Genomic DNA, 24,189 nt, shown 5'->3' on the forward strand with positions numbered 1-24,189 from the left:
GATCAGTACGGGCCACCCGCGTTGGCGTTGGCTTCGACCTGATCGAGTTCGGCGATGAACGCGTTGGCCTGGCGCATCATCATGCCCATGTCCGACGCAATCGCCACGTAGTCGTAGCCCATTTCCATGAACTCGCGCACCATCGCAGGCGTCGGCCCGACGATGCCGATCGGCATGCCGATGGCGTTCGCGCGGCGCGCGCAATCCGCAATCATTTCGCGCACGCCCGCATCGGCGAGATTGCCGATCTTGCCCATCGCGGCCGACAGATCGCCGGGGCCCACGAACAACGCGTCGACGCCCGGCACGGCGGCGATCGCTTCGAGTTGCGCCACGGCTTCAGGCGTTTCCAGTTGCACGATGCACATGGTCGCCTCGTTGGCGCGCGCGCCGAATTCGCTCCACGTGCCGTAACGACTGGCGCGATGCATCGCCGCGAAGCCGCGCGTGCCCAGCGGCGGAAACTTCGCCGATGCCACCGCCGCGCGCGCTTCTTCCGGGCTCTGTACATACGGGAACATCAGCGTGGGCGCGCCCATGTCAAGCGCGCGCTTGGCCAGCGTCGCGTCGTTGCGGGCAAGACGCACGATGGGCGCAGCGCCACCGCAATCGACGGCTTGCAGCATATGCAGCACGTCGGTGAATTCGAGCGGCGCGTGTTCCATGTCGATCAACAGCCAGTCGAAACCGGCGTGACCGAATGCTTCCGCAGGTGCCGCCGAGCCAGCCATCAGCCAGGTGCCGAGCGGCTTCTTGCGCATCGCCGAGCCGTCCTTGTGCGTGAGCGCGTGGCGGAAGGCGTGGTGCAGCGGATCTTTTTTCATTCTGTTGACCATGTTCTGATGTCCTGTGTCTAGAAGATCGCCGGTTCGACCGGTTCTTCGAAGCCTGTCAAGAAGTCGAAGTCGCAGCCTTTATCGGCCTGCGAAACCTGTTCGACGTAGAGACGGATATAGCCGCGCTTGCTCGGCAGCGGCGGCGCGCGCCACGCTTCGCGGCGTTGTGCGAGTTCTTCGTCGGAGAGCAGCACGTCGAGCTTGCCCGCTTCCACGTCGAGCTCGATCATGTCGCCGGTGCGGATCAGCGCGAGCGGGCCGCCAGCAGCCGCTTCGGGCGAGACGTGCAGCACGCAGGTGCCGTAATGCGTGCCGCTCATGCGCGCATCGGAAATACGCACCATGTCGCGCACGCCGGCCGCCAGCAGCTTTTTCGGAATCGGCAGATTGCCCCACTCCGGCATGCCGGGCGCGCCAATCGGACCACCGCCGCGCAGCACGAGCACCGTATCGGCATCGACATCCAGGTCGGGCGCGTGAATGGTCGCGTTCATCTCGGCAACCGAATCGAATACCAGCGCGCGGCCGCGATGCTTCATGAGATGCGGGCTGGCCGCGCTCGGCTTGATGACCGCGCCATTCGGCGCGAGATTTCCGCGCAGCACGCCCAGCGCGCCGCGCGTGCTGACGGGATCGGTCAGCGGGCGAATCGCATCTTCGCCCTGCGGACGCATGCCCGCTTCGAAGCGCGCGATGTTCTCGCCGAGCGTTTCGCCCGTGACGGTCATGCTGTCGAGCGTCAGATACTCCTTCACGCCGCTCAGTAAGGCGGGCACGCCGCCCGCGTAATAGAAGTCTTCCATCAGGCGCTTGCCCGAGGGGAACACATCGGCGAGCACCGGCACGTTCTTGCCGATCCGCGCGATATCGTCGAGCGTCAATGGCACATTGCCGCGACCCGCAATCGCGATCGTGTGGATCGCCGCGTTGGTCGAACCGCCCAGCGCCATATACGTGACAACGCCGTTTTCAACCGACTGGCGATTGAAGAAGCGGCTCGGCTTCAGGTCTTCCCACACCATGCCGACGATGCGTTCGCCGCTGGTCGAACACATACGCGTATGCGACGAATCCATTGCCGGAATGCTGGTCGCGCCGGGCAGCGTGAAGCCCATGGCTTCGACGATCGACGTCATCGTGCTGGCCGTGCCCATGGTGTTGCAGGTGCCGGGCGCGCGCGTCATGCGCGCTTCGAGCGAAATCCACTCGGGCTGCTCGATATTGCCCGCGACGTATTCGTCCCAGAACTTCTTGGTATGCGTGCCTGCGCCCACGGCCTGGCCGCGATGACGGTCACTGAGCATCGGCCCGGCGGGCACGAAGATGCAGGGCAGATCCGCCGACAGCGCGCCCATCAGCAAGCCCGGCGTGGTCTTGTCGCAACCGCCCATCAGCACCGCGCCGTCAATCGGCAGCGAGCGCAGCAGTTCCTCCGTTTCCATCGCGAGGAAATTGCGGTAGATCATCGTCGTCGGCTTGACCATGACTTCGCCCAGCGACATCGCCGGCAGTTCGAAGGGCATGCCGCCAGCCTGCAGGATGCCGCGTTTCACGGCTTCCGCGCGTTCGCGCAGATGAGCGTGACACGGCGAGAGATCGCTCCACGTATTGATGATGCCGATCACCGGACGCGACATGAATTCTTCACGACGCAGACCCATTTGCTGCAGGCGCTGCCGATGCGCGAAGGAGCGCATGTCGTCCGGGGCCAGCCAGCGCTGGCTGCGCAGTTCGCTGAGTTGCTTGAGCTTCTTTTGCACGATATTCACGCCGTAAAAATACGATGTTGATGAGAGGCCACGCTGACCTTGCCGTGCGCCCTGGCGCTTGCGTTGGTGCTTGCGCTGGTAATGGCCGGCGCGACCAGGCTCATGCCCGCGATGGCCAGCAGCACGAACACGACGCGTCGTACTGCCGTCGGCGACCAGTTGGGCGGATAGCGGCGCGCGAGCCACGTCACTGTGAGGACGACGGGCAATGCCTCGGCGCTGAGCGCGAGCGACGCCGCATCGAAACGTCCTTGCGCCAGCACGATGATCAGGCGCAGCACGGCGTTGACCGCGAACAGCAGGACCAGCGTGTCGCGCACGACTACGCGGTCGAGCGGCTGGCGATACAGATGGAACACCATCGGCGGACCGGCGCTGGCGAACACGCCGCCCATCACGCCCGAAATGCAGCCATAGAAGGCGAACGTGCCCGGCGAGGCCAACTGCGCACGCGGCTTCGTCTGCACCACCAGCAGCAGGCTGCAAGCGAGGATCGCGAGGCCCAGCGCAAAGCGCACGACGCCGATGGCGTTATCGGAAAGCCAGGCCAACAGGCACGCGCCGATCGCCACGCCCACCAGACTGCTGCCATACGACGGCGCCAGCAGGCGGCGCGGCAAGGCGGGCATGGTACGCACGAGCAAGGCCGCATTCGCGAGCACCATCACCGTGACGACGTTCGCCGCAACCGGCAACGGCGCGAGGTGAAACACCGCGACGAGGCCCAGCAGCACGAGCCCGAACGCAAAACCCGTGAGGCTTTGCGTGAAGGTCGCGGTCGCCACGCACGCAGCGAACAGCAGGTGATGCAGGAATGCGCCCGAACTCACTGCTCGGCTCCCGCAAGTGTGCGCAGGTCGAGCAATTGCTGCTCGCGCGCCGCGCCCTGACGAACGAACACCGGCGGCTCGCCGATTGGCGCCGCAATCTCCACGTGCAGGCCGCCTTCGTACCGCACGCCGCTCCAGAGATGAATCCAGACATCGCCTTTGGGCAGATACACGCGCCATTGCGAAGCGCCTGCCGCATGAACCGGCGCTACCAGCAGATCGCGGCCATAAAGATAGTGATCCTGAATAGCGTAGGTTTCTGCGTCGTCTTCGTAGTGCAGGAACAGCGGACGTTGCAGCGGCAAACCCCGCGCGCCCGCTTCATCGACGAGACCTTCCACATACTGCTTGAGCCCGGCGAACACGCGCGTCATGCGCGCGAAATGCGCGAGCACCGCCGGGTCCTGCCAGAACTGGAAGTTGTCGTCCGGGCGATTACCTTCGTGCGTGCGCATCATCGGCGTGAAGGCGGCCATTTCGGCCCAGCGCTGGAACAGTTCCGGCGTGCGCGTATTGCCGAACAGGCTCGTGTAGCCGCCAATATCGCTGTGGTGATACGCATTGCCCAGCAAGCCGGAAGACAGCGCCCCGCAGATCACCGTTTGCAGCCCGTCATGGCGCGTGAAATCGACGGACTGATCGCCCGCCCACAGCAGCGGGCAATGCGCCTGCACGCCCGTATAGCCCGCGCGCATGAAGAACACGGCGTCGCCCGTGCGGCCAGCGCGTTCGATTGCCTGAGCGTTCACCTGCGCCCAGAGCGTGGGCCACGCGTTGTGCATCAGCTTCGCGTCGATACCGTTGGCGAGCGTCACGTCCGTAGGCAGATACTCGCCGAAGTCGGCCATCCAGCCGTCGAGGCCCTTGTTCAGCATCTCGTCGCGAATCACGCGGTCTTCGAACCAGCGCGCCGCGTCGGGATTCGTGAAATCGACCACGCCGCAATCGAATTCGCCGAAATCAACCAGATAGTCGCTGCCGTCCGCGCGCGTCGCCAGATAACCCGCCTGCTTCGCTTCGACGTACAGCGCGCCGTCATTGCACAGATACGGGTTGACGTAGCCGAGAAAGCGCACGCCTTGCGCATTGAGTTGCTTCACCCATTGCGCGTGATCCGGGTAGCGCGCGTCGTTCCAGTGCCAGTCCCAGAACAGGCGTTTGCCAAACGAGGTCTGGCGGATACCCACCCAATCTTCGCACCAGAGACCGCTGACCTTGAGGCCGGCCGCGCGGCTTTGTTCCATGATGGTTTGCGCATGCTCGCGGCCGTTTTTCAGGCCGAGAATCGCGCCGTCCAGCACCCACGCGGGCAAAGCGGGCTGACGCCCGAAACGCTGCGAAATACGCTCGACCAGCGTGACGAAGTCATCGGCGAGCATGAATTCGATTTGCTCGGGAATCGCCCAGAATTGCAGTTCGTGGCGCTCGTCGTGGCGGAAGTCGAAATCCGCGTAAGCCGTCGTCTGCGCATGCAGGCAGTACTTCTGCGAGGAGACGAAGGTAGGCTGCGGATAGTTGGTGTTGAAGTAATCGCCGCCCGACTTCGAGCTCGTGTCGGCCTGCCAAGTCAGATGCGTGCTCTTGTCGCGTCCGACGCCGGGCTCCGACGTCCACAGCGGGAAGTTGCGGCCGCGCAGATCGAAATACGACATCTGCTCGCCGCAGCCCCACACGTGTTCGCCGCGTTGCGCGGGCACGCGCCACCACACGCGGTTGATCGCGCCGTTCGCCGCCGAAATGGCGAAAGTCACGCCATGCGCGGATTGGCTCGCGATAAACGTCAGTTCGGGCGCGCTGTGCGCGTCGCGCGCCAGTTCGATGCGCGCGCTGCCGTCCTGAAGCTGCGTAAGGCGTGCGTCGCGCAGCGCGACGCGCTCTTCGACGTAATCGCTGATGTCGAAGTTGCCGCGATACATGTCGATCGTTTCGACACCGTGCCCAACGAACACCGCCGGTGCTTCCGGTGCGTGTTCGAAGAGCGTGCGGCCAGCCGCGCTGAAAACGAGCTTGCCGCCCGCATCTGTGTGCCAGTTCATCAGCTTTACCTTGCTATTGCGTTTGTATTGCGTTGAGTTGTTGCTGTTCGATCAATGTCCGTTCGACTCGCGCGGCGACTGGCTCCATGCAAGTTCGCGACCGCCAGCCGATGCGCGGCGTCGAAACCACGCGATCAGTCCGAACGCGACGCACCACGTCACCACCATCAGGATCTGGTACTGGAGCGTCACGCCGCCTTGCCGCGCGACGCCAATCGGCGAGAGCGTCAGGTAGATGCTCACGAGCATCGCGATCAGGAACACGCTCATCGTGCTGGCATGGCGCCACGGCGTCAGATCGCCGGTCTGACGCAATTGCGGCTCGTAGGCCTTGGCGCGCTGGTGACGCATGCCCAGCACGACCATCAGCGTGACTTCGCAGACGAACAGAATGCCCATCACGTGGATGAAGTTGATGCCGAGCAGTTTGTCCACCTGGAACACGAGAATGCCGAGCGTGTAGACGATCACGTGCAGCAGCAACACCATCTTGGCCGGGAAGGCACCGATCTTCTTGCTGAAGAAACCCACCAGCACGACCGCGATGATCGGAATGTTGTAGAAGCCCGTGAAGCGGCGCATCACCGTGTAGATGCCATCCGGTGCGTACATCAGCAGCGGCGCGACCAGCAGCGACACCACCGCGATCACCACGCTCGCCGTCTTGCCCACGCGGATCAGCTTTTCATCGCTGGCCTGCGGACGCCACACGCGATAGAAGTCGAAAGCGATCAGCGTGGCCGTGCTGTTGATAACGGCGTTGAAGTGGCTCATCACGGTGCCGAACAGCACGGCGATGAAAAAGCCCTTGGCCCACCAGGGCAGCACGTCGGAGACCAGCGTGGGATAGGCGAGGTCCGGGCGGCCGAGCGGATGCGAGGCGTACAGATGAAACGCGACTACGCCGGGCAGCATCATGATCAGCGGTACCAGCAGCTTCATGAGGCCCGAAAGCAGCACGCCCTTTTGCCCTTCGGCAAGACTCTTCGCCGCGAAGGTGCGCTGCACGATGGCCTGATTCGTACACCAGTAGAACAGGTTCGCGAAGATCATCCCGGTAAACAAGGTGCCAAACGGCACGGAGTCGTGCGGGCCGCCAATGGCGGACAGCTTTTCGGGCGCCTGCGTGGCGATCGTATGCACGCCCGCCAGGAAATTGCCGTGACCGAGCGCGAACAGGCCGAGCACCGGCACCATCAAACCGGCGACCAGCAGGCCGACGCCGTTGATCGTGTCGGACACCGCCACCGCGCGCAGGCCGCCGAAAATCGCATACAGCGCGCCGATAATCCCCGACATCCACACGAGAATCGTAATGGTGCTCGCGTACGACGTGCCCAGCAGCGCCTGCACGCCGAACACCTGGTTGAAGGTAATCGCGCCCAGATACAGGCCCGACGGATTCGCCACCAGCATGTAGCCGATCACAAAGAACGCGCTGACGACGCGGCGCGTCGTGGAATCGAAGCGCTCTTCGAGAAACTGCGGCAGCGTCGAGAAACCGCCGCGGAGGTAGCGCGGCAGGAAGAACATCGCGAGCGCGACCGTGGCGATGGCCGCCGTGCATTCCCACGCCATCGCCGACATATTGTGTGCGTAGGCGTCGCCGTTCAGGCCGACCATCTGCTCGGCCGAGAGATTGGTCAGCATCATCGAGCCGGCGATAAACCAGCCCGTGAGGCCGCCGCTGGCCATGAAATAGCCACGTGCACCGTGATCCTTCGCGCGGCGCGTGAACAGATACGACACGAAGCCGACGAGCGCGGTGAAAAACGCAAAGCTCAGTATGGTGAAAGTCATTGTCTCCTCGTCTCTTTGAGGTTGTCTCCGTTTCGTGCGGAGGACCGGCGGCGCGATGTCGCTGCCTGAATCGGCGCGGCTTTTTTCGCAGCGCTACGATTTTTGTGCGATCGTCGATGCCTGCCGGTGTCGTGCGCTATTCGTCTGAAGACTTATGCCACCTGCATGCACAAGTATTTCATCTCCAGATACTCGTCGATACCGTACTTCGAGCCTTCGCGGCCCAGACCCGACTGCTTGACGCCGCCAAATGGCGCTTCGGCGGTCGAAATCAGACCGGTATTGATGCCGACCATGCCGAACTCCAGCGCTTCCGCCACGCGCCAGACGCGCGCCATGTCCTTCGTGTAGAAGTAGCTGGCGAGGCCGTATTCAGTGTCGTTGGCGAGTGCGATCACGTCTTTTTCATCGGTGAAACGCATCACCGGCGCGACCGGTCCGAAAATCTCTTCGCGCGCGATGCGCATCGCAGGCGTGACGTTAGTCAGCACCGTCGGCGTGTAGTGGCGGGCCACGCCGTCGCCGTTCAGCGCAACGGCTTCGCCGCCGCACAGCACGTTCGCGCCTTGCTCGCGCGCATCCACCACCAGTTCGCTGACCTTGTTCAAGGCGCGGGCGTCGATCAGCGGGCCGATTTGCGTCGACGGCTCGCGTCCGTCGCCACAGCGCAGTGCCTGCACGCGTTCCGCCAGCTTGCCGACGAAAGCGTCATAGATGCCAGCCTGCACGTAAAAGCGGTTGGCGCACACGCAGGTTTGTCCCGCGTTGCGGTACTTCGAGATCAGTGCGCCTTCGATTGCGGCGTCCAGATCGGCATCGTCAAAGACGATGAACGGCGCGTTGCCGCCGAGTTCGAGCGACATCTTCTGGATATTGCGCGCGCCCTGTTCCATCAGACGCGCACCGATACCGGTCGAGCCCGTGAACGACAGTTTGCGCACCACGGGGTTGCCGGTCAGTTCCTCGGCGATCGGCTGCGGGTCGCCGGTGACGACGTTGAACACGCCCGCCGGAATGCCCGCGCGTTCGGCCAGCGCCGCGAGTGCGAGCGCCGAAAACGGCGTCTGCGAAGCCGGTTTGAGCACCATTGTGCAACCGGCTGCGAGCGCCGGGCCGGCCTTGCGCGTGATCATCGCGGCCGGGAAATTCCACGGCGTGATGGCCGCGCAAACGCCCACCGGCTGACGGATCGTGACCAGGCGGCGATCGTTCGCGGGCGTAGCGATCACGTCGCCATCGACACGCCGCGCTTCTTCGGCGAACCATTCGACGAAGCTGGCCGCGAAGGCGATTTCGCCTTTTGCCTCGGCGAGCGGCTTGCCCTGTTCGGCGGTCATCAGCAGCGCGAGATCGTCCTGATGTTCGAGCATCAGGTCGTGCCACTTGCGCAGCAGCGTCGCGCGCGCCTTAGCCGTCAGCGCGCTCCACTGCGGCAGCGCGGCTTGCGCGGCGGCAATCGCTTCGCGCGTTTCCAGCGCCGTCATCGACGGCACGCGACCGATCAGCGCGCCGGTGGCGGGATCGGTCACGTCGAAGGTGCGGCTGTCGTGCGCCGCGCGCCATTCGCCGCCGATCAGGCAGCGGTTGCGCAGCAGTGTGGGGTCTTTCAGATCAGGCATGTCAGGGTCCGTCGAGAGTGAAGTCATGCGGATTCGCGCCAGCGCGGTTCGGGAAGGCCAGGCACATCGGTTCGCATCGCAAAGAGGCCGCCGGCAAGCGGCTGGCGCTGCAGTTCGTCGGCGCTGCGGCCCGCGCGCGCCGTCGTGATGTAGAGCGTGCGCAGATCGTCGCCGCCGAACGCGCACATGGTCGGACAGCTCACCGGCACGGGATAGACGGCATCGACCGTGCCGTCGGGCGCGAAGCGCACCACCCGCGAGCCTTCGTAGAAAGCGCTCCAGTAGTAGCCCTCGGCGTCGATGGCGGCGCCGTCCGGGCGGCCGCGATCTTCTGCGCTCGGCTCGATGCGCGCCCACACTTCGGACGCGCCGCTCTGGCCGGTCGCGGCGTCATAGGCGCGGCGGTAGATCAAGAAATTGGGGGTATCGGAGTGATAGAGCCATTGGCCGTCGGGGCTGAACGCCAGCCCGTTCGACGTCAGCAGGCCGCTGCTCAGGGATTCGAGGCGGCCATCGGCGTATCGATAAAGATGCGCGTTGCCGCCCGCCTTCGGCTCGTCGATCGTGCCTGCGAAGAAGCGCCCGGCGGCGTCGCAACGGCCATCGTTGAAGCGGCTCGTGCGCACGTCTTCGGGATTGGCGGCCAGTCGAGCCAGCGGGCGCGCCGCGGCGTCCAGCGTCCAGACGCCGGAGCGCAGCCCCGCGATGAAACCGCCGCCTTCGCGTAGGGAGAAGCAGCCAATATGCTCGGGCAGCGCGAACACCTGATCGACGCCGGTTGCGGGGTCGAAACGATGCAGCGCGGGCTGGAGGATATCGACCCAGTACAGCACGCGTTCGCGTTCGTCCCAGCGAGGGCATTCGCCTAGCTGGGCACGGGCATCCAGAACGCAGTGGAAATCGGAAGATGACATAGTCACAGAAGCGGTTCAGGTGGCGCGACGAAAAATCGCAGCGCTGCGAAATAATAGCGCTATTATTTTGAAAGGCAATACCAGGGTTAGTGCGGAGAGGATGACTCGTTGCGCTGCGGCCCTTACAATGAAGATTCCCGCGCCCGTTTGGCGCATGCCTTTCTGACCGCTTGCAGCCTATGTCCCAGACAGCCAGGGCACCGCGCTCGCGCCGCAGCACCAACCGCGTCACGATGGACGACGTAGCCGCGCGCGCCCGAGTCTCGGCCAGCTCAGTTTCACTGTTTTTGCGCAATCCCGAAGCGGTTTCCCCGCGCATCGCGCCGCGTATCAAACAGGCGATCGACGTGCTCGGCTATGTGCCGAATCTGCTGGCCGGCAGCCTGGCGGCGGCGCGCACGCGGGCCATCGGCGTAGTGGTGCCGTCGCTCGGCAATGCGTTTTTTGCGGCGACGGTCGCGGCCATGCAAAAGGAGTTCGATCGCCACGGCTACCAGTTGCTGCTGGGCGCGACCGACTATCTGCCCGGCCGCGAAGCCGACATCGTGCGCACGTTTCTTTCGTGGTCGCCTACGGCGCTGGTCGTGACCGGCTGTCGTCACGACGACGAAACGCGCACGCTGCTGCGTTCGGCGCGCGCTCCGGTGGCGGAAATGTGGGATCTCGGCGAGCAGCCGTTTGACTTGCAGGTTGGGTTTTCGCACCACGCGGCGGGCGAAGCGATGGCGCGGCATATGGTGGAAATCGGCGCGCGCCATGTGGCGTTCATCGGCGCGCGCATGGACAGCGACGTGCGGGCACGGCAGCGTTGCGAGGGATTTTCGCGCACGATGCTCGACGCCGGTATTCAGGTGCAGGTGAAGGACGTGGCGGGCGACGCGTCGCCCAAGGCCGGGTCACACGCGCTGGCCGAGATGCTGGAAAGCACGCCGGAAATCGACGCCATCGCGTGTTCGAACGACGTTATCGCGCTGGGCGTGCTGTTCGAGGCGCAACGGCGCGGCATGGTGGTACCGCATCATTTGCGCGTGGCCGGTTTCGGCGATCTGCCGTTCAGCGAGGAATGCGTTCCGCCCCTCACGACGATTCAGCCGCGCGCTACTGAAATTGGTCTGCGTATTGCGCAGGAACTCATCGAGCGTGCGGAACAGCCCGCTGAAGAGATCGCGCCGAGAATCGTCGATGTGGGTTTCGAACTGGTCGTGCGGGCCAGCACGCTGGCCGCGCCGGATCAGGACTTGCCTGTCTAGGAAGCGTAGTCGGAGGCGCTTTGCGGTGCGGTTTGCACCGTCGGGCGCGCTTCGCGCGCAAATTCGCGGCGGCACGCCTGGCGATTCTTCGCGCCGCCCGTCGCGAACGACGCAGAATCGCATTGCTGCACTTTCAGATGGGCCAGTTGCTGGCCGCTGTTATCGGCCGTGGTCAGCGTGGACGCATGGGCAGCGCCGCATAGCACCGCAGTCGCTAGGACTGCCAGTTTCAGGAATTTCATGCCTTGATACTCCGCACTCGTGAAATGCGCGGAATGCGCTTCATCGATCAGGCTTGAAGTCTATGCCGCCAGCACGCCGGTTTAAATGCGATGCGCTGAAATAGAGAGTTGCAGGGAATTCACATTAGCCGCGCCGCACGCTACTTGACGCTCCATCGCCTGCCCTATTTTCAAATTTTTCCGAAAAATCTTTCAACATCCGGCCCCGTTCTCAGGTCGCGGTGCCTGCTCGACAATCACCCGCTGATAAACCTTCGAGCAGGCCATCATGACTTCCCGTACCGTTTTCTCGCCGATCACACTCGGCCGTCACGCACTCGCCCATCGCATCGTCATGGCGCCCATGACGCGCGCGCGCAGCACGCAGCCAGGCGATATCCCCAACGCCACCAACGCGGCCTACTACGCGCAGCGCGCGAGCGCCGCGCTGATCGTCACCGAGGCATCGCAGATTTCGCCGCAAGGCAAAGGCTATTCGTTCACGCCGGGCATTTACAGCGCCGAGCAGGTCGCCGGCTGGCGTCTCGTCACCGACGCCGTGCACGCGCAAGGCGGCACGATCTTTTTGCAGCTCTGGCACGTGGGCCGCATGTCGCATCCCGATTTCCACAACGGCGCGTTGCCAGTCGCGCCGTCCGCCATTCCGTTCGAAGGGCAGATCTGGAAAGTCGATTCGGCGACCGGTCAGGGCGCGATGGTCGATTGCCCGACGCCGCGCGCGCTGACGACCGCCGAAGTGCGCCAGATCGTCGAAGATTTCCGCCTGGCAGCGCGTCGCGCACGCGAGGCCGGCTTCGACGGCGTGGAAATTCACGGTGCGAATGGTTACCTGATCGATCAGTTCCTGCGCACGACGTCGAACCAGCGCGACGACGAATACGGCGGCTCGCGCGACAACCGCCTGCGTTTCCTGCGTGAAGTGGTGAATGCGATCGCCGATGAAATCGGCGCGGAGCGCACCGCGATTCGTCTTGCGCCGTTCCTCACTGCGCGCGGCATGGCCTGCCCCGATATCCTGCCGACGATCCTTGAGGCCGCAACCTTCCTGCAGTCGCGCGGCATTGCGTATCTGCATCTGGTCGAAGCCGATTGGGACGATGCGCCGGTATTCACGGAAGCGTTCCGCCGCGAGATTCGCGAGCGCTTTGCGCGCCCCATCATCGTCGCGGGGCAATACGATCTCGCGCGCGCCAACGCGATCATCGCGCAAGGTTATGCCGACCTCGTGGCGTTCGGCCGTCCCTTTGTCGCCAATCCCGATCTGCCGGCGCGGCTCGCGAACGGCTGGCCGCTGGCCGATCTCGATCCGGCCACGCTGTTCGGCGGCGACGAGCGCGGCTATACCGACTATCCCGCTTACGACGAAGCCACGCTCGACGCCTAAGCCGCGCGCGCCCGCTTTTCAACGCCTTGCAACAGGACTCAACGTGCTCCGTAAATACGTGCCGCTCGCGCTGACGGCTGCTTTCGCACTTTCCGCACTATCGGCAACGGGCAATAACGCCTTCGCCGAAAACAACCCCGCCGCCAGCGCGGCTGCCGTCACCCAGGACGGCGCGGTTTATGGCGCCGAGCTTCAAGGCTTCGACTATCCCTGGCCGGTCAAGACCTTCACGTTCGAATCGCAACGCCAGACCTTGAACATGGCCTACATGGACGTGCCACCCGCGACCGGCCACGCGAACGGCCGCACCGCCGTGCTGCTGCATGGCAAGAACTATTGCTCCGCCACTTGGGCACCGACCATCAAGGTGCTCAGCGCGGCGGGCTATCGCGTGATTGCCGTCGATCAGATTGGCTTCTGCAAATCGAGCAAGCCCGAGCGTTATCAGTTCACGTTCCAGCAACTCGCGCTCAATACGCACGCCCTGCTCGAATCGCTTGGAATCGACCATGCGATCATGATCGGTCATTCGACGGGCGGCATGCTGGCGATCCGCTATGCGCTAACCTGGCCGGAGCAAACCCAGCAACTCGTGCTGGTCGATCCCATCGGTCTGGAAGACTGGCGCGCCAAAGGCGTGCCGCCCGTTTCCGTCGATCAATGGTACGAGCGCGAACTGCATACATCGGCTGCGCGCATTCGCAACTACGAGAAAAACACCTATTTTGCAGGACAATGGCGCGATGCTTACGAGCCTTCGGTACAGATGCTCGCGGGCATGTATCGCGGTCCCGATCGTGCGCGCGTGGCATGGGATTCGGCGCTGCTCTACGACATGATTCTCACGCAGCCGGTTTTCTACGAGCTTTCGCAGCTTCATCCGCCCACGTTGCTGATGATCGGCGATAAGGATTCGACGGCCATCGGCAAGGAATTCGCGCCTGCTGCGTTGCGGCCGACGCTCGGCAATTACCCGCTGCTCGCGCATCAGGCCGCCAGTGTCATTCCGCACGTTCAACTGATGGAGTTTCCTGAAGCCGGCCACGCGCCACAAATGCAGATTCCCGATCAGTTTCACGCTGCCTTGCTGCGCGGGCTCAATAGCGCAAACACGGCAAACTGATTGCGACCACACTTGACTACCGAAATGAAATTTGCTTTTTTTGCCATCGCTGCGGCGCTCTGTGTCAATGCCGCTCATGCGGCGCAAGTCGAAGCGCCAGCGTCCGCTGCCGTGTACGCGGTCGTCCATGTCGATATCGAACCGCCCAGAGTCAAGGAAGCCTTGCCCGCGTTGCACGCTTTCGAAGCGCAGGCGAGACACGATCCCGCCGTCGCGAGTATCGACGTGCTTCAGCAAAGCGGCGCGGAAAACCACTTCACGCTCGTTGAAGTGCTGCATTCTCAAGCGGATTATGATGCGTTCGTGTCACGCGACTATGTGCGAGCGCTGCGCGATACGCTCCAGCCGCTACTCGGCGGGCCATTCGACGAACGTCTGCATCACGTCATGCAATAAGGCTTTGAACAGATCACTTCGGACACGCCATGACGGCATTTAAAACACGTCTCTCCCGCACGAGGCTTGCGATGCTCGGCTTCGCCTGCATCGTCGGGCATGCCTGCGCGCAAACGCCCGCGACAGCGGCGGCAAACGAAGCCAATGCCTGCACCACCGCGGCTTCCGTGCTGGCGCCGGGCGGCACCTTGCGCGCCTCGATCAACATCGGCAATCCGGTTCTTGCTGCAATCGATGCGAATAGTGGCGAGCCCGCAGGCGTGTCCGTCGATCTGGCCGCCGAACTCGCCAGACGCCTGCACGCGAAGCTGCAACTCGTCGTGGCGAATGCGGCTGCGGCTTCGCTCGATAACGTCCTGAATGACCATGCCGATATCGGCTTTTTCGCCATCGATCCCCGGCGCGGCGCGGCAGTGCGCTTCACCGCGCCCTATGTGCTGATCGAAGGCGCGTATGCGGTGCGTGACGATTCGCCCATCGCGCGAAACGAAGACGTCGATCGACCCGGCGTAAGCGTGGCTGTCAGCAAAGGCAGCGCTTACGATCTCTATCTGTCGCGCACCTTGCAGCACGCGACTATCGTGCGCATTTCGCCCTCGGCGGCGGTAGTCGATGCGTTCGAAAAGCAGCATCTGGATGTGCTGGCGGGCGTCAAGCCGCAACTCGTGCAATACGCGTCACATGCAAGCGGTTTGCATGTGCTCGACGACCGCTTTATGGTGATCCGCCAGGCGATGGGCGTGCCGAAATCGAAGGGCGATGCAGCCGCGCAGTGCGTCGCGCAATTCGTCGAGGCCATGCGCGACTCGGGCTTCGTTGCGGCTGCGCTGGAGCGGCATCATATTGATGGCGCGAGTGTCGCGCGCGCAGGCAACTGAAACCGCAAACAAAGTCCATCGCCCTTATAAAGCAAGCCGGATTTCCGCGCCGTACACGGATTGAATCGCGTTTTCGCCCGGCGCAATCGCCTCGAATTGATGGCGAATCTTCGTGACGTGACTGTCGATGGTGCGATCTTCGAGAATCCGGCCATCGGGTTACAGCCGGTCCATCAGGACATCGCGCGAAAACACGCGCCCTGGCATCGACGACGATTGTGCAGATGCGACAGTTTTCACCGTTTCCACATTCACCGTCTGGACCTTTTTCTAGGCGCTTTTTTGATCATACGAACATGCCGCCAACGCGCAGGTCGGCAGCAGAATGCCCGCACGCTGACGCGCGATAAGCCGGATTGGCATAGTGATGACCTCAATGCCAAGAGCGTGGTCCACGCCCGATCGCGGCATTATGCAAATCAAATTAACGAGAAATCAAGAACGCACACGGGGTAACGCAGGCACCGCTGAAGGCTGGCCAGGCTATCATTTCAGTCAGTATTGGCTCGCCCGCGTACACGATTCGCGGCGCATAGCATCACGTTCACGGCGTTAGCGCCGCTCCGCGCGCAATACGGCGGCGTTCGTGATGCGAGCCGCAACAGATCAACGCTTATCGATCGGGACCACGATGCCCCAGCCATCCGCTGCGCCGCTTTCCATTCTTTTCGTCGACGACGACGAACTGTCGCGAGTTCACTTCGAACGGGCGATCGATGGCACGTGGCCGGTACATCTGGCGCGCAACGCCGACGAAGCGATGTCGATCCTCGCGCGGCATCACGCCGAGATCGCCGTGCTGGTCACCGACTTCCGCATGCCCACCGACGACGGCGCGAGCCTGCTGGGCGAAGCGGCGCGGCGCTATCCGCATATCGTCGGCGTGATTGTTACGGCGTATGCGGACAAGGACATGCTGCTGCAAACCGTGAATTCGGGAAACGTGTTCCGCGTGCTGGAAAAGCCGCTGCGCGTGAGCGCGATTCGCGGCGTCCTGCGCGAAGCGTTTTCGCGTTTTAGCGAGCGCGAGGCGCATCAGCAACGCCTGCTCGCCATGAACGAGACGATTGCGTTTCTCGCGCACGAATTGAACACGCCGCTTGCAACCATTGCGCTGTTCGCGGGGAATATGCAGAACACGGTCCAGGATGCTGATGCGCCGTCGAATCCCGCCGATCTCGCGCAGGCCGCGGCTTCGATGCTGAATAACGCCCAATATTGCATGGCGCTGATCTCATCGTTCTGGGACACGCTCAATCAAAGCGCGACCAACACAGCGCTCACGCCGGAAGCCGGACGCGAAACCACCGCGACGCAACTGGTTGCGGCCCTACTCGATAGCTGGCCGTTTACGGCCTCGCAGCGCGACTGGATCAGCGTGGATCTGCAGTCCGACTTCGTCGTACATTCGATGCCCAATTGCGTGGTGCTGGTGCTGTCCTCGTTGCTGACGAATGCGCTGCGCGCGCTTGTCGATTGTGCCGCGCCAGCGCTGCGCATCGAGATCGTGGGCGGCGCGGCGCCCGAAATCCGCATGCACGACAACGGCGCGGGCATCCCGCCGGAGATTCAGGCGCGCCTGCTGCATGATCCCGTAACCACGCACGCCGAGAACGGCGGCCACGGCATGGGCATGATCTTCTGCAACCGCGTGATGCGCTCCCTGAAAGGCAGCCTGAAGATCGAATCGACGTGGGGCCAGGGCACGACGGTCACGCTGTGTTTCGGCAAGCACGAGAAAAACCCGGCCATGGCCGGGCTCGATGAAGCGGCCGCCGCTGTGCGTGCGATCGATGCGGCTTTGCCTGAATCGCTTCAGCCGCCTACGTCGACTCAATCGTCCGCGAATGTGCGGCGTGCTTCGCCGAATCCCGTTACCAGCACGAAATAACTTTGCAGCGCATCGGCTGAGCGCGTGCCCAGGCCGGTCAGATCGTCGAGCCAGCCGGGCTCCGCCGGTAAGCGGCCCGCTTGCAGTTCGGGATAGATGCGCCGTGCAAACGCATGCAGCGCCTTCGCGCCGATATTCCCGCTCACGCCAAGCAGAATATGCATCGCGTGATGCATCGTCTGGCTATCCTGGGCGCGCGCGTGCTTGCCGATTTCGTCGAGCAGCGCGCGAATCTGGCCGATGCCTTTCAGGAAGCTCGGGTCGAGCAGACCCAGTGACGCGAGTTCTTCCAGTTGCACGGTGTCGAGCAAATCTTCATCGGCCACTTCCACTTCGCTCGCGGCGGCAAGCGATGTCGAAGACGCTTTTGCGAGTCGAGGCGGCGACAATACCTTCGCTTCGCGCAGGACATTGCCTCTCTCACGCCCTTTGCTGCCGCGCGCGTGCGCGAATTGCCGCGACAGGCTCGCGTACAACGCTCCGACCCGCACCGGCTTGACCATCACTTCGTTCATGCCCGCCGCAAGACACGCGCGCAAGGCATCGACATCGGACTGCCCGGTCAAGGCGACGATCGGCAGCTTCGCATACGCGCTGCCGCTCGCGCGAATCAGGCGCGCCGATTCGATGCCGCCCATACCGGGCATGTTCAGGTCGATGACAACGGCATCGGCGTTGATGCCGCTTTTGAGCAGATCGAGCACTTGCTGGCCGTTTTCGGCTTCGAGCACTTCGGCGCCGCAGCGCTCCAGATAGCTCTTGGCGATCAGGCGGCTGTAGGTGTCGTCGTCGGCGAGCACGATCAGGCGGCCCGCGAAGCCGTCGAAACGCGCGCGCTTGCTATTGCGCGCACCGCTTTCCATGATCGCCTGCAGCGACGTGATCAACTCCATCGCACTGCTCGACTTGCTGATCATCTCGTCCATGCCCGCATTGCGCGCCAGCGTGCCCGCGACGCCCGGCGGCTCGACCGAGTAACCGACGATAGGCACGTTCGAGATCGTCTGATTGCCGCCCGAGCGTATCGCCTCCGTGGCCGAATAGCCGTCGAGGCCCGGCATATTGATATCCATGAGCACGACGTCGACCATCTCGCCTTCCTGCAGCATGGCGATCGCTGCCTCGCCGCTTTCGGCTTCGCTCACCAGCGCGTGCACGCCCGCGAACGCGAGCGCGGCACGGGCGCGCTGGCTGGCGTCGTCGTCCACGATCAGAACGCGTTTGCCGGTGAAGAATTCCGCGGCACGGGCGAGCACCTGCTGGCGTTGATCGGCGATCTTCGTCTCGGAGATCGGCGGAAAGGCCAGCGTGAACTGCGTGAATTTATCGACTTCCGACTGGCAGGTAATCGTGCCGTCGAACGAGCGCATCGCGCGTTGGCAATACGCGAGACCGAGCCCCGTGCCGGCTGAATTGCCATGGGTGCGAAACGGCGCGAACAGGTCTGCCATGGTCTCGGGTGAAATGCCGGGGCCGTTGTCGTGCACGGTCACGATGTTCAGGTCCACCGTGATCGTCAGCTTCGCCGACTGGCGCGTGCCCATATGATGCAAGGCGTTGCGAATCAGATTGAACAGCGTGAAAAGGTAGACGGTTTCATCGACGCCAAAAACGAAGTCTTCGATCACGACCAGCGAGACGCGGCCGCGCTCCTTCGCATCGCTGAAGCCGTATTCGTCGAGCGCCTTGCGCGTGGTCGCGGCGGCGCTGAGATAGGTCAGGCTGTCGGCGCGCAACGGCTTGGCGCTGACTTCGTCGAGCGTCATGGCGATGATGCGCAGCCCACGATCGATGGCGATCTGCCCATGCTCGAGGTGCTGCGAAAGCGATGCGAGCGTGCCGGGCGCCTGAGCGCGTGCGTCGCGCGACGACGTGCCGATTGCCGAAAGACCGTCGTCGATACGATCGAGTACATAGCGCAACTGGCTCAGCGGATTGCGCATTTCGTGCGCGATCGTTCCGGCGAGCGCGCGCAGCGCCTCGCTTTTCGCTTGCGCCGTAATGCCCTTCATATTGCTATGGCTGAAGGTAATGCCCGCGCAAATGCCGAACGCAAAAACCGGCAGATAAATATAGAGCAGCAAATGCGGATCGACCTGCAGCGCCGCTGGATCGATCAGCGCAATACTGGCAATGGCAAGCCCCAGCCCGATCGCCAGATTCATGGTCAAGGCGATATACGACGGGAATATCGCAATCAGAAAGAAAACCATGCCCAGTTCGGCCATCGACCACAGCATCGAAAAATGGCCGGCCAGCAGGTAGTACGTAAAAAAGAACGGCAGCGTATAGGCCACCGTTCCAAAGTAATACCACGGCAGGAAACGCTTCAGCGAAGTGGGCCAGAAACGCCGCAACAGCAATAGCAGACACGAAAGCGAGCCTGCGAAGCGCATCAATGCGCTTTCATTCGGCTGCGGATCGATGATCGTCCACCAGAACCAGTACAGCGGATGGCCAAGCGTGCCGATCACACCGACTGCGAGCACGCTGTAGTCCGACACATGGTAAGCGTCATGAATACGACGCTTCACAAAGCGGACGCCCCCTGCAATGGCTTTCATCTCACTCTCTTTTTGTTTTGCTGCTTCAGAAGCGGAAGCTGCTCACGTTGAACGACATGCCAGCACTGCCGACCCAGCACGCGACGCGGTCGCCGCGCTTGAGTCTGCCGCTGTCTTTCGCCATCGCCAGCGCAGCAGGAATCGATGCAGATACAAGATTACCGGTCTCCGGGTAGATGTGATAGATCTTGTCCTCGATCCCGGCTTTCACACCATAACCCTGCCACGCGGCCTTTGAAGACGCGTGCGTGAAAACCACATCGATTTCGGATTTCGGCACGGAAAGCTTGCCAAACACTTCCGTAATTTCTTCCGAGTTTTTGTGCAGCTCGTGACCATACGATGTGAAGCGCATATCGCCATTGCGGCCAACCCGTTCGGTGGGATGGCAATAACCTTCATAACCGTGGATTGGAATCGTGCACAGATCGGCAGCGGCCGGTTTGCCGCGAAAAACGAACTCAAAGTTCTCCGGGTCTTTCGGCACGACCAGCGTTGCCGTGGCCGCCTCGCCGATGGTGAACGATGGTAGCGTGTATTCGATCTGCGCGTGATTCTTCAAGGAAAAATTCGAAGGATAAAGCGGCCCGCCAGTCAGCATGTTGAATTCCGCATTCACAATCAACGCATTGCGATACTGGCCGGATTTAAACAGGCTATCGACCAATGACATCGCACGTGTCCAGCTCATGCACGCGTCCACGACATCGAAGCATTCCGCGTGAGTGAAACCCAGAGCGCTTGCCATCATGTGGCTATTGCCCGGCTCCAGAAAACCGCGTCCGATACCGACGAAAATAAAAAGCTCGATATGTTCGGGGCGCAGATAGCTTTCCGAAAGCGCTTTACGAATGGCCATTGCAACATGATCGATAGGCGACTCGTGACTCTCACACCAGCGACGGCTAACGAGGCCGCTGCGATCGAGCAGTGTTTTGATGGTCCTGAGACTGCGATCGATTTCGCCATCGAATCCAACCGAGTGCGAACGGATCATTTCAACAACTTCTTCGTTCGTGACGACCTTCGAAGGCAAGCTAACAGCTACGTTCTTGATAAGCATGTAGATCCCGTGAAAAAGCGTGATTGATGAGAAAAACGGCGTGCGCGCTTTCGCTTTGAATTACGGCCTTTCGGCCTGGCAGAAAATGCGCACAGATCGTGTATCACGATTTTCTTGATACTCAGCGGGGTCAAAATTTTGAGGGGCCAGGTGGGGGGCGGCGGGTGCGGGTTGGAGGATGAGTTGGGTTGCGTGAATTCGGTAGAAATTCAAAGACTACGATTTACGTAATGAATCATACAAACCATGCGTTCGTATGATTTGGGCTCGAATTTAGGCGGGTTTGGGTGGATTTTGTAACGATCGTTAGGGTCGAAACGTGAAACACTCTGGCACCTTTATGAAAATATCCTTTATTAACAGTGGCTTATGAGGAAAGTTTATTTTTAGCGGTTGTTTCACGGCTGGATGGTTCGCGCTCGGTCAATCAGGCTGTTTGACCGGGATTTCAAGGCCACCTATGGCGCAGACGTCGATGTAGGCGCTGCTTGTGCCATCTACGTGGCTGGGTCCGTGGCGTCGGGATCGGAAGTGTGTTCGCCGCTGCCCTACCCGGCTGCGAAGTGTCCGTAGTTGCTAAGCGGTGCGGTTCTAAATCGGTTTGGTTTGATTCGGTTTGTGTTGGGTTGTTTTGTTTTTGGCAGGCAGTTCTTGCGAACGTCAAGCCTGGTGCTGTGAGCCAAAGTATTGGCGCCGATTGGCGCGAGTGTGGGAGCAGGTATGCATCGGCAGTTAGTTGCATAGGTGCAGGTATGCATCGCTGATATCGGGACGCGATCAATGCTACGTCGTCTTTTCTGAGCCAGTGCGGGGCTACGATGCAGGGGTGCAGGACACGTCAGCGGCAGGCGCCTTACCCTGCAGCTTTACCGATCGGCAACGTTTTGACGGCAGGCTCGCTGCGGAATGTCCGCAGAGCGTTCCGGCGTAGGTGAAGCCAGCTCTACGGCATCGAACAGTCACCGGTTCTGTATTGCACAACGATCACTCCGCATCAAAGGCGACAGCGCTCAATCTGGGCGCGCTCGGCGGCTTCAGACGGACGATGAAAGTCGATTCTCTACGGCGCGCGGGTGAACTCCGCGTGAGTAGTATGGCTTCGGGGTCAGAGGACTATCGTTGTGGCCCTCTCGCAAGTTGGGCGCTGTGGTATTCGCCAATCCACTAAGCGCATCACACACTTTGCACGTGCAAAGTTTTCCAGCGGCCTTTATCGCGCTCGCTGCGCGAGCCGTTGAGTTGTGCGTCGGAGGTCATGCACGCGAGCCGTTGCGTTGCTCGTCACGATTAAGGTGCCTTTGAGTGTCTCTCTCGTGGATCAGAAGGATCAGAATCTTCGTTCCGCCTCAACGACGCGACGCCGCTGATGAGGGGGCAACTGAGCTCGCGACAGATATTGTCCGGCAACCAAGATCCGAGTGTTTCATCTCGCTCCGGACCGACGAGGGCGACGCCAATCGATCAAACTGTGCACGTGCAAAGTTTTCCCCGCGGTGCTAGGCCGGATCGAAGGCCACTGAAGCCGATAGCGCCTATCGGCACCCATACATCCTCGCCGATAAAAGCTCACGCGACGTCTCAAGCACTGATGCCTGTGCGTGAAACCAGAGTCTAGGCCGCTGCGCTTATCAAACTCGCAGAAACCGCTAACGGGCCAAGATCAAGCGACAAGCCGTCGGTGCAGTCGAACAGGCTCTGAGGCGAGGCGCCGGCAGATTAAAAGCCTTGCGCCGATGATCCCCGTGCGCGACCGATCCAAAACTCGAAATGGCAGGCTCGCGGGCATCGAACTGTGCACGTGCAAAGTTTCGACGTGGCATCCAGCCAAGGCCCGCCGGCTTATTGTTGAGAAAGAATATCAACGCAGGACGGATATCGCCGCGCAACCATGTCTAACGGCAACATCCAGGAGCTACGATCAGAACCGGCCTCGATCACATGCATGAAGTGCTGAAGCCGCCTCGGATTGTCACGCACAGCGGAAGGTCGAGCGGGCCGACAAGCCAGAAAGTGCAGTCAGCGAAACACCAGCGCTGGTCGCACGTTGAAAACGTACTTAGCGGCGCGACAAGCGTATAGGCAAACTGGCGAAGACTTTATCGGCGTGGGTCGCGCGTAGGGCGACGGTAGGTGGTCTCGCCGGCCGACGCTTCCGCGTCCAACCTCGTCAGTAACATCGCGTACGGAGTCGCGCAATCTCCCATCGCTAGCCTCGAGACTGCTTCGGCACGATGCGAAGCACGGCTCATCTCTATTCAGCGCGCCGCCGACGCACACCGCAACGGTCAGACACTCGTGCTTACGCATCCGAAATGACGCTCGGCAAATGGTGATGCGCTTCCGCGTCAAGGCAACTCTATCCAGCCAGTCGGTCGAATCGGCGCAACCCAGAAGCGGACTAGTTCAGGCTCAGCCAGTCGATCACGGCCACAAAAGCACTGCGCCTTAAAAACTGTGCACGTGCAAAGTTGACTACCTAGCACACTGGCACACCAGAAAAGCCCCCGTCGCCCTGCCACAACTCTCAGGCGAGTGAGCCTTCATCGCAAGCACGTTAGATCACCTTCCAATCAAAGCTCTCCGCTTACTCACCGACCATAACCAATCGCCCCTTCCCATCAAAGCCATCCCCCACGCCCCGACATCCCAACCCGATTGACATATCTCGCCAACAGACCCGCATCATCGATAACCTGCCGTCGCATCGCCCAAAACTGTGCACGTGCAAAGTTCCCCCCGCAGATAATCTCGAAAAACCTTGAATCAATTCGCAATTCCCAAATGTTCTGCTAGGATTCGAAAATTATCTGCAGCATCGTTATCGAATCGTCCTGAAACTTTGCACGTGCAAAGTTTTTCGGTTCTCGAACTGTGCACGTGCAAAGTTTTTACTGACTATTTAGGGGCTGCTTATGGCGTCGAAAAAGAATCCCAACCCGGCCGTTATCGTCCTGGTGACGAATCAAAAGGGAGGAAGCGGCAAGACCACCACAGCGATGAGTCTTGCAGCAGCGTTCCATGACGCCGGCAAACGCGTCCTGCTGGTCGACTACGATCCGCAGAACACGCTGCTAGGTTGGTATGGACAAGCCGATGAGGCGAATCCTATTGAGGTTCCGTACCTTAATCTCGCGCAGCCCGGCATCGATATCAGCGATGAGCTGGAGCGCCGGCAGTTCGATTTCGACTACATCGTCATCGATGGCCGCCCGACGCTGGAAATCAGCATGAGCGCGCTCCTGCTTCTCAGCGACCTGGTACTGGTTCCGCTGCAGGCGTCGCTCGCGGATCTTCACTCCACCCAAGGCATCGTCAAGGAAATTCGCGTCGCCCAGGACGAACGTCCCGACCTGAAATTCTCGCTTCTGCTCACGATGGTTTCCAACAAGCGTCTGCAGTTGCAGTTCACGAAGGACGCGATCAAGGAACTCGGCTATCCGCTGTGCAAGACCATGATCGCCAGACGCGAGCTGCACACCCATGCCTACGCGTTGGGGCAGACCATTTTTGCCAGCAAATCGGTGGGCTATCGCGCGGCAGCCGATGAAGCGCGCAAGCTCGCAGTCGAAGTCGAACGGCTCACGGCATAAAGGA

General features: G+C 61.8%; 17 protein-coding genes. 7 read left to right on the forward strand and 10 right to left on the reverse strand.

Annotated features, from left to right (window positions below; translation table 11 throughout):
- Nucleotides 1-2: 2 nt before the first annotated feature.
- From U5A67_RS11245 to U5A67_RS11275, 7 genes are all read right to left on the reverse strand, one after another.
- Nucleotides 3-824 (reverse strand): HpcH/HpaI aldolase family protein, encoded by an 822-nt coding sequence (locus tag U5A67_RS11245; protein ID WP_321959693.1) that lies wholly within the window; start codon nucleotides 822-824, stop codon nucleotides 3-5.
- A gap of 29 nt (nucleotides 825-853) precedes the next feature.
- On the reverse strand, nucleotides 854-2,596 hold the full coding sequence (locus U5A67_RS11250; RefSeq protein WP_321814052.1) for an IlvD/Edd family dehydratase: 1,743 nt from the start codon (nucleotides 2,594-2,596) through the stop codon (nucleotides 854-856).
- A gap of 5 nt (nucleotides 2,597-2,601) precedes the next feature.
- Entirely contained in the window at nucleotides 2,602-3,435 is an 834-nt protein-coding gene (locus U5A67_RS11255) for a sulfite exporter TauE/SafE family protein (RefSeq protein WP_321814053.1), read from the reverse strand.
- A complete protein-coding gene (locus tag U5A67_RS11260; RefSeq protein ID WP_321814054.1) occupies nucleotides 3,432-5,471 on the reverse strand; it encodes an alpha-glucosidase in 2,040 nt (679 codons plus the stop codon). The genes U5A67_RS11255 and U5A67_RS11260 overlap by 4 nt, the downstream gene beginning before the upstream one ends.
- A gap of 51 nt (nucleotides 5,472-5,522) precedes the next feature.
- A complete protein-coding gene (locus U5A67_RS11265; RefSeq protein WP_321814055.1) occupies nucleotides 5,523-7,271 on the reverse strand; it encodes a solute:sodium symporter family transporter in 1,749 nt (582 codons plus the stop codon).
- 152 nt (nucleotides 7,272-7,423) lie between these two features.
- The gene (locus U5A67_RS11270; RefSeq protein ID WP_415767811.1) at nucleotides 7,424-8,917 is read right to left on the reverse strand and encodes an NAD-dependent succinate-semialdehyde dehydrogenase; all 1,494 of its coding nucleotides are present in this window, start codon (nucleotides 8,915-8,917) and stop codon (nucleotides 7,424-7,426) included.
- Nucleotides 8,914-9,804, reverse strand: coding sequence for an SMP-30/gluconolactonase/LRE family protein (locus tag U5A67_RS11275; RefSeq protein ID WP_321814057.1), 891 nt, complete (start codon nucleotides 9,802-9,804; stop codon nucleotides 8,914-8,916). Before U5A67_RS11275 ends, U5A67_RS11270 begins: the two co-directional genes overlap by 4 nt.
- Before the next feature lie 179 nt (nucleotides 9,805-9,983).
- Here U5A67_RS11275 and U5A67_RS11280 point away from each other — a divergent pair, with 179 nt between their 5' ends.
- Entirely contained in the window at nucleotides 9,984-11,054 is a 1,071-nt protein-coding gene (locus tag U5A67_RS11280; protein WP_321814058.1) for a LacI family DNA-binding transcriptional regulator, read from the forward strand.
- On the opposite strand, the gene U5A67_RS11285 is transcribed toward U5A67_RS11280, so the two are convergent.
- Nucleotides 11,051-11,296 (reverse strand): hypothetical protein, encoded by a 246-nt coding sequence (locus U5A67_RS11285; RefSeq protein WP_321814059.1) that lies wholly within the window; start codon nucleotides 11,294-11,296, stop codon nucleotides 11,051-11,053. The genes U5A67_RS11280 and U5A67_RS11285 overlap by 4 nt on opposite strands.
- A 268-nt stretch (nucleotides 11,297-11,564) precedes the next feature.
- On the opposite strand from U5A67_RS11285, the gene U5A67_RS11290 reads away from it, so the two are divergent.
- From U5A67_RS11290 to U5A67_RS11310, 5 genes are all read left to right on the forward strand, one after another.
- A complete protein-coding gene (locus tag U5A67_RS11290) occupies nucleotides 11,565-12,680 on the forward strand; it encodes an alkene reductase (protein WP_321814060.1) in 1,116 nt (371 codons plus the stop codon).
- A 43-nt stretch (nucleotides 12,681-12,723) separates the two neighbouring features.
- A complete protein-coding gene (locus tag U5A67_RS11295; protein ID WP_321814061.1) occupies nucleotides 12,724-13,803 on the forward strand; it encodes an alpha/beta hydrolase in 1,080 nt (359 codons plus the stop codon).
- 24 nt (nucleotides 13,804-13,827) lie between these two features.
- A complete protein-coding gene (locus U5A67_RS11300; RefSeq protein ID WP_321814062.1) occupies nucleotides 13,828-14,199 on the forward strand; it encodes a hypothetical protein in 372 nt (123 codons plus the stop codon).
- Between the two features lie 71 nt (nucleotides 14,200-14,270).
- Nucleotides 14,271-15,077: a transporter substrate-binding domain-containing protein gene (locus tag U5A67_RS11305; protein ID WP_321959694.1), complete on the forward strand. Its 807-nt coding sequence runs from the start codon at nucleotides 14,271-14,273 to the stop codon at nucleotides 15,075-15,077.
- 631 nt (nucleotides 15,078-15,708) lie between these two features.
- Nucleotides 15,709-16,968, forward strand: a complete 1,260-nt coding sequence (locus U5A67_RS11310) for a hybrid sensor histidine kinase/response regulator (protein WP_321814064.1) — start codon at nucleotides 15,709-15,711, stop codon at nucleotides 16,966-16,968.
- On the opposite strand, the gene U5A67_RS11315 is transcribed toward U5A67_RS11310, so the two are convergent.
- Together U5A67_RS11315 and U5A67_RS11320 are read right to left on the reverse strand one after the other, a co-directional pair.
- Entirely contained in the window at nucleotides 16,911-19,532 is a 2,622-nt protein-coding gene (locus U5A67_RS11315) for a response regulator (RefSeq protein ID WP_321814065.1), read from the reverse strand. The two genes, U5A67_RS11310 and U5A67_RS11315, sit on opposite strands and share 58 nt — an antisense overlap.
- Nucleotides 19,533-19,557: 25 nt before the next feature.
- Entirely contained in the window at nucleotides 19,558-20,391 is an 834-nt protein-coding gene (locus U5A67_RS11320) for a 3-oxoacyl-ACP synthase III family protein (RefSeq protein ID WP_321814066.1), read from the reverse strand.
- 3,116 nt (nucleotides 20,392-23,507) lie between these two features.
- Here U5A67_RS11320 and U5A67_RS11325 point away from each other — a divergent pair.
- Nucleotides 23,508-24,185, forward strand: a complete 678-nt coding sequence (locus U5A67_RS11325) for a ParA family protein (RefSeq protein ID WP_205982098.1) — start codon at nucleotides 23,508-23,510, stop codon at nucleotides 24,183-24,185.
- Nucleotides 24,186-24,189: the final 4 nt, after the last annotated feature.

Origin of the sequence: Paraburkholderia sp. J69-1 (assembly GCF_905220255.1) — a bacterium.
Taxonomy (GTDB): Bacteria; Pseudomonadota; Gammaproteobacteria; order Burkholderiales; family Burkholderiaceae; genus Paraburkholderia.

Coding starts and splice junctions, on each gene's coding strand:
- U5A67_RS11245 (WP_321959693.1), bottom strand. CDS start 824: ATGAAAAAAGATCCGCTGCACCACGCCTTCCGCCACGCGCTCACGCAC.
- U5A67_RS11260 (WP_321814054.1), bottom strand. CDS start 5,471: ATGAACTGGCACACAGATGCGGGCGGCAAGCTCGTTTTCAGCGCGGCT.
- U5A67_RS11265 (WP_321814055.1), bottom strand. CDS start 7,271: ATGACTTTCACCATACTGAGCTTTGCGTTTTTCACCGCGCTCGTCGGC.
- U5A67_RS11270 (WP_415767811.1), bottom strand. CDS start 8,917: ATGACTTCACTCTCGACGGACCCTGACATGCCTGATCTGAAAGACCCC.
- U5A67_RS11275 (WP_321814057.1), bottom strand. CDS start 9,804: ATGTCATCTTCCGATTTCCACTGCGTTCTGGATGCCCGTGCCCAGCTA.
- U5A67_RS11280 (WP_321814058.1), top strand. CDS start 9,984: ATGTCCCAGACAGCCAGGGCACCGCGCTCGCGCCGCAGCACCAACCGC.
- U5A67_RS11285 (WP_321814059.1), bottom strand. CDS start 11,296: ATGAAATTCCTGAAACTGGCAGTCCTAGCGACTGCGGTGCTATGCGGC.
- U5A67_RS11290 (WP_321814060.1), top strand. CDS start 11,565: ATGACTTCCCGTACCGTTTTCTCGCCGATCACACTCGGCCGTCACGCA.
- U5A67_RS11300 (WP_321814062.1), top strand. CDS start 13,828: ATGAAATTTGCTTTTTTTGCCATCGCTGCGGCGCTCTGTGTCAATGCC.
- U5A67_RS11305 (WP_321959694.1), top strand. CDS start 14,271: ATGCTCGGCTTCGCCTGCATCGTCGGGCATGCCTGCGCGCAAACGCCC.
- U5A67_RS11310 (WP_321814064.1), top strand. CDS start 15,709: ATGCCCCAGCCATCCGCTGCGCCGCTTTCCATTCTTTTCGTCGACGAC.
- U5A67_RS11315 (WP_321814065.1), bottom strand. CDS start 19,532: ATGAAAGCCATTGCAGGGGGCGTCCGCTTTGTGAAGCGTCGTATTCAT.
- U5A67_RS11320 (WP_321814066.1), bottom strand. CDS start 20,391: ATGGCCATTCGTAAAGCGCTTTCGGAAAGCTATCTGCGCCCCGAACAT.
- U5A67_RS11325 (WP_205982098.1), top strand. CDS start 23,508: ATGGCGTCGAAAAAGAATCCCAACCCGGCCGTTATCGTCCTGGTGACG.